Genomic DNA, 5,139 nt, shown 5'->3' on the forward strand with positions numbered 1-5,139 from the left:
CCTGGCACGTTCACCGGTCATGTCGTTACAGAGTAGCAAGGAACATAAAGTGAACGGAATGACCACCACCGCCGTATGTTCCCCTCACCCTAACCCTCTCCCCGGAGGGGCGAGGGGATTGCTCAGTGCTCGCATTAATTTGTGGGGATCCCTCAGCCCTGTGGGAGAGGGCCGGGGTGAGGGCATCAGGCCGCACAAAAAGAACCTAACCTAATGCCTGAATCGCCTTCTCCAGCGCCTCGCGCAGCAGATGGCGGTCGTGGCGATATTTAATATCGCTGGCTTCCAGCGGCTCCTGCACCACCACGCGATCGCCAATCCCCGACACATCTACTTTTGGCCCGACCACGACACCATCGATAATTTTCTTACCAACATACTGTTCCATCAGGTCCAGCTTATCCGCCAGCGACAGGCTTGCCGCCGCCGGACTGAGTTCGCGGCCTAAATTACCGATATAGACCATGGGCGCAGGCGTTCTGCGCAGCGCCTGCGCCAGCTCTTTCACCAGCAGGATCGGCATCAGGCTGGTATAAAAACTCCCCGGCCCAATCAGGATCAGATCGGCCTCGCCAATCGCTTCAACCGCTTCACGCGTTGCGGGTACGCTGGGGTAGGTCATCAGCTCTTTTGGCGGAAGGAGAAGCTGGTCGATATTCACTTCACCATACACTTCGTGATCGTCAGCATCGATCGCCATCAAATCTACCGGCTGTTCGGACATCGGGATCAGGAACGCATCCACTTTTAGCAGGTTACGAATTAAATTGATCGCTTCCAGAGGGCGCACGCTCAGGTGATCCAGCGCCTTTAACATCAGATTTCCAAGGTTATGGCCTGAAAGTTCGCCATTTCCCCCAAAACGGTACTCAAACATCGCCGAGGCCACGCTTGGCTCAGTGATGAGCTGGTTGAGGCAGTTGCGCATATCACCCCAGGCTATCCCGCCTTCAGCACGTCGGATCCGCCCGGTTGAGCCGCCGTTGTCCGTTGTTGTCACGATGCCCGTCAGGCGTGAGCCCAGTGACGATAACGACGACATAACCCGTCCCAGACCGTGACCTCCTCCAAGAGCGACCACGCGGTCCAGATCCGCAAAAGTGCGATTGCGCATACCTATTCCTTATCCTGTTAAGCTTGCGTCACAGTAACGCAACTACTCCTAAAAGACGATGCCTCTCACAAACCATAATGACGTATATCAATGCGAAAGCGCTGTTTTTGCGTATTCTGTAGTGAAAATGCACGATAACATCGTTATGTATAAATTTATATAGCGACAAGCGACAATGGCGAAGTGGCGATTTCCACGCTACTATCGCCATAACCACGTTTTCAAAACTGAAAACATACACTCTAGCCCTGGCGCCTGTGTCGAGAGATATGGCGCCCTGGCCGTGGCGGATTTGCCACCAGGGTACAGAAAGAAATGACTGTGCCTCCCGATCTGGAAAGGTGTACATGGCTTCACAACTTACTGATGCTTTCGCGCGTAAGTTTTTCTACTTACGTTTGTCGATTACCGACGTGTGTAACTTCCGTTGCACCTACTGCCTGCCCGATGGCTACAAGCCGGGCAGCGTCACCAATAATGGCTTTCTCTCCGTGGAAGAAGTACGCCGCGTCACGCGCGCGTTCTCTGAACTCGGTACGGAAAAAGTGCGTCTTACCGGGGGAGAGCCCTCCCTGCGCCGTGATTTCCCTGACATCATTGCCGCCGTGCGTGAAAACGAACGTATCCGCCAGATAGCGGTGACCACCAACGGTTACCGCATGGCGCGTGACGTGGCGAACTGGCGCGATGCGGGGCTGACGGCGATCAACGTCAGCGTCGATAGCCTGGACGCCCGTCAGTTCCACGCCATTACCGGCCAGGATAAGTTCCAGCAGGTAATGGACGGCATCGATGCCGCGTTCACCGCCGGTTTCGACAAGGTCAAAGTCAATACCGTGTTGATGCGTGATGTGAACCACCATCAGCTGGACACCTTTCTGGCGTGGATCAAACCGCGCCGCATTCAACTGCGTTTTATTGAGCTGATGGAGACCGGGGAGGGCAGCGAGCTGTTCCGTCGCCATCACATCTCCGGCATGGTCCTGCGTGACGAACTGCTGAAACGCGGCTGGATCCACCAGATCCGCCAGCGCAGCGATGGCCCGGCGCAGGTCTTTTGTCATCCGGATTATGAAGGCGAAATCGGCCTGATCATGCCCTATGAAAAAGACTTCTGTGCCAGCTGCAACCGCCTGCGCGTCTCCTCTGTTGGCAAGCTGCACCTCTGCCTGTTCGGGGATGGCGGCGTCGATCTGCGCGATTTGCTGGAAGACGACGCCCAACAGGACGCGCTTGAAGCACGCATTTCCGAGGCGCTGACGCACAAAAAGCAGACCCATTTCCTGCATCAGGGCAACACCGGCATTACTCAGAACCTGTCCTATATCGGCGGGTAATCAGGCTTTAGAAGGAACCAGAAGATGAGTCAGGTAAGCGCGGAATTTATCCCGACACGCATTGCTATTCTTACCGTTTCCGAACGTCGTGGTGAAGAGGATGATACCTCCGGCCACTGCCTGCGCGAGGCGGCACACGAAGCCGGGCACCAGATTGTTGATAAAGCGATCGTCAAAGAGAACCGTTACGCCATTCGCGCTCAGGTTTCACAGTGGATTGCGAGTGATGACGTCCAGGTTGTACTGATCACTGGCGGCACCGGCTTTACCGCAGGCGACCAGGCGCCGGAAGCGCTGCTTCCGCTGTTCGATCGCGAAGTAGAAGGCTTCGGCGAAGTGTTCCGCATGCTCTCATTTGAAGAGATTGGCACCTCTACGCTCCAGTCCCGTGCCGTCGCGGGGGTAGCGAACAAGACGCTGATCTTCGCCATGCCGGGCTCGACCAAAGCCTGCCGCACCGCGTGGGAGAACATTATTGCCCCGCAGCTGGATGCCCGTACCCGTCCGTGTAATTTCCATCCCCATTTAAAGAAATAAGCTATGTCACAACTGACCCACATAAACGCCGCTGGCGAAGCGCATATGGTGGATGTCTCCGCCAAAGCCGAAACGGTGCGCGAGGCGCGTGCTGAAGCGTTCGTCACCATGCTGCCGGAGACGCTGGCGATGATTATCGACGGTAGCCATCACAAGGGTGATGTGTTTGCCACCGCCCGCATCGCCGGTATTCAGGCCGCTAAACGCACCTGGGACCTCATCCCGCTCTGCCATCCGCTGATGCTTAGCAAAGTGGAGGTAAATTTGCAGGCGCAGCCGGAGCATAACCGCGTGCGTATCGAGTCCCTGTGCCGCTTAACCGGGAAAACCGGTGTGGAGATGGAGGCGTTAACGGCAGCCTCCGTGGCGGCGCTGACCATCTACGACATGTGTAAAGCGGTGCAGAAAGATATGGTGATTGGCCCGGTGCGTCTGCTGGCAAAAAGCGGCGGCAAATCCGGTGATTTTAAGGTGGAAATCCATGATTAAGGTGCTCTTTTTTGCCCAGGTCCGTGAGCTGGTTAATACCGACAGCCTGACGCTGGACGGCTCTTTCGAAAACGTCGCCGCCCTGCGTGCGCATCTGGCGGCGAAAAGCGACCGCTGGGCGCTGGCGCTGGATGAAGGCAAACTGCTGGCCGCCGTGAATCAGACGCTGGTGGAGTTGACCCACCCGCTGGCTGATGGGGATGAAGTGGCCTTCTTCCCGCCGGTCACAGGGGGTTGAGATGACGGAAACCCGAATTCTGGTTGGCCATGAGCGTTTTAACGTGGGCACGGAATATGACTGGCTGACCGGGCGCGACGAAGACGGCGCGGTCGTGACCTTTACCGGGAAAGTGCGTAATCATAATCTCGGCGACAGCGTAAAAGCGCTGACGCTGGAGCACTATCCGGGAATGACCGAAAAATCGCTGGCGGCCATTGTCGAAGAGGCGCGAGGCCGCTGGCCGCTGGGGCGCGTTACGGTTATCCATCGCATCGGCGAAATGTGGCCCGGCGAAGAAATTGTGTTTGTCGGCGTCACCAGCGCCCATCGCGGGAGTGCTTTTGCGGCGGGGGAGTTCATCATGGATTACCTCAAAACTAAAGCGCCGTTCTGGAAGCGTGAAGCGACGCCGGAAGGTGAGCGCTGGGTGGAATCGCGGGACAGCGACAAACAGGCTGCCAGCCGCTGGTAACAGGTTTACGTGGATGTGTTAGTCTTAACGTGTGTGTTTACTTAATCAGGAGTGAATCATGGACCGATTTCCGCGTTCCGATTCGATAGTTCAGCAGACCCGTAGCGGGCTGCAAACCTACATGGCTCAGGTATATGGCTGGATGACGGTTGGCCTGCTGCTTACCGCGTTTATCGCGTGGTATGCGGCAAACACGCCTGAACTGATGATGTTTATCTTCTCCAGCAAAATCACCTTCTTTGGGCTGATTATTGCGCAACTGGCGCTGGTATTCGTGCTCTCCGGGCTGGTGCACAAGCTCAGCGCGGGCATGGCGACCACGCTGTTTATGCTCTATTCGGCGCTGACCGGGCTGACGCTCTCCAGTATTTTCATCGTTTACACCTACTCCTCCATCGCCAGCACCTTTGTGGTGACCGGCGGGATGTTCGGTGTGATGAGCCTGTACGGTTACACCACCAAACGTGACCTGAGCGGCTTCGGCAACATGCTGTTTATGGGGCTGATAGGGATTGTGCTGGCGTCGCTGGTGAACCTGTGGTTGAAGAGTGACGCGCTGATGTGGGCGGTGACCTATATCGGGGTGGTGATCTTCGTGGGCTTAACCGCCTACGACACCCAGAAACTGAAAAACATCGGTGAACAAATTGATGTTCGCGACAGTTCAAACCTGCGCAAATACTCGATTCTGGGCGCACTGACGCTTTATCTGGACTTCATCAACCTGTTCCTGATGCTGCTGCGTATTTTTGGCAACCGGCGTTAGTGAGGGTGGCGCTGTCTGATGCCCTCACCCTGACCCTCTCCCACAGGGCTGAGGGTTCCCCACAAATTAATGCGAGCACTGAGCAATCCCCTCGCCCCTCCGGGGAGAGGGTTAGGGTGAGGGGAACATACGGCGGTGGTGGTCATTCCGTTCACTTTATGTTCCTTGCTACTCTGTAACGACATGAACGGTGAACGTGCCAGG

7 protein-coding genes and 1 riboswitch are annotated in these 5,139 nt (G+C 56.3%); of the genes, 6 read left to right on the forward strand and 1 reads right to left on the reverse strand.

Features of this window, described 5'->3' with window-relative positions; translation table 11 throughout:
* Positions 1 to 205: 205 nt before the first annotated feature.
* Entirely contained in the window at positions 206 to 1,114 is a 909-nt protein-coding gene (gene yvcK, locus IM282_RS21715; protein WP_023299636.1) for a uridine diphosphate-N-acetylglucosamine-binding protein YvcK, read from the reverse strand.
* Between the two features lie 226 nt (positions 1,115 to 1,340).
* A riboswitch (molybdenum cofactor riboswitch) is annotated at positions 1,341 to 1,474 on the forward strand.
* Between yvcK and moaA the strand changes: the two genes are divergently transcribed.
* From moaA to IM282_RS21745, 6 genes are all read left to right on the forward strand, one after another.
* A complete protein-coding gene (gene moaA, locus IM282_RS21720; protein WP_022647500.1) occupies positions 1,462 to 2,451 on the forward strand; it encodes a GTP 3',8-cyclase MoaA in 990 nt (329 codons plus the stop codon). It overlaps the preceding riboswitch by 13 nt.
* Before the next feature lie 24 nt (positions 2,452 to 2,475).
* Positions 2,476 to 2,988, forward strand: a complete 513-nt coding sequence (gene moaB / locus IM282_RS21725; protein WP_192970819.1) for a molybdenum cofactor biosynthesis protein B — start codon at positions 2,476 to 2,478, stop codon at positions 2,986 to 2,988.
* Positions 2,989 to 2,991: 3 nt separating this feature from the next.
* Positions 2,992 to 3,477, forward strand: coding sequence for a cyclic pyranopterin monophosphate synthase MoaC (gene moaC, locus IM282_RS21730; RefSeq protein ID WP_023305732.1), 486 nt, complete (start codon positions 2,992 to 2,994; stop codon positions 3,475 to 3,477).
* Positions 3,470 to 3,715, forward strand: a complete 246-nt coding sequence (gene moaD / locus IM282_RS21735) for a molybdopterin synthase sulfur carrier subunit (RefSeq protein ID WP_192970820.1) — start codon at positions 3,470 to 3,472, stop codon at positions 3,713 to 3,715. Before moaC ends, moaD begins: the two co-directional genes overlap by 8 nt.
* A gap of 1 nt (position 3,716) precedes the next feature.
* Entirely contained in the window at positions 3,717 to 4,169 is a 453-nt protein-coding gene (gene moaE / locus IM282_RS21740) for a molybdopterin synthase catalytic subunit MoaE (protein ID WP_192970821.1), read from the forward strand.
* A 58-nt stretch (positions 4,170 to 4,227) separates the two neighbouring features.
* Positions 4,228 to 4,935 carry a Bax inhibitor-1/YccA family protein gene (locus tag IM282_RS21745; RefSeq protein ID WP_015571081.1) on the forward strand — a complete coding sequence of 236 codons (708 nt, stop codon included), beginning with the start codon at positions 4,228 to 4,230 and terminating at the stop codon, positions 4,933 to 4,935.
* Positions 4,936 to 5,139 lie beyond the last annotated feature (204 nt).

The organism is Enterobacter cloacae complex sp. P29RS (assembly GCF_014893445.1).
Classification (GTDB): Bacteria; Pseudomonadota; Gammaproteobacteria; order Enterobacterales; family Enterobacteriaceae; genus Enterobacter; species Enterobacter intestinihominis.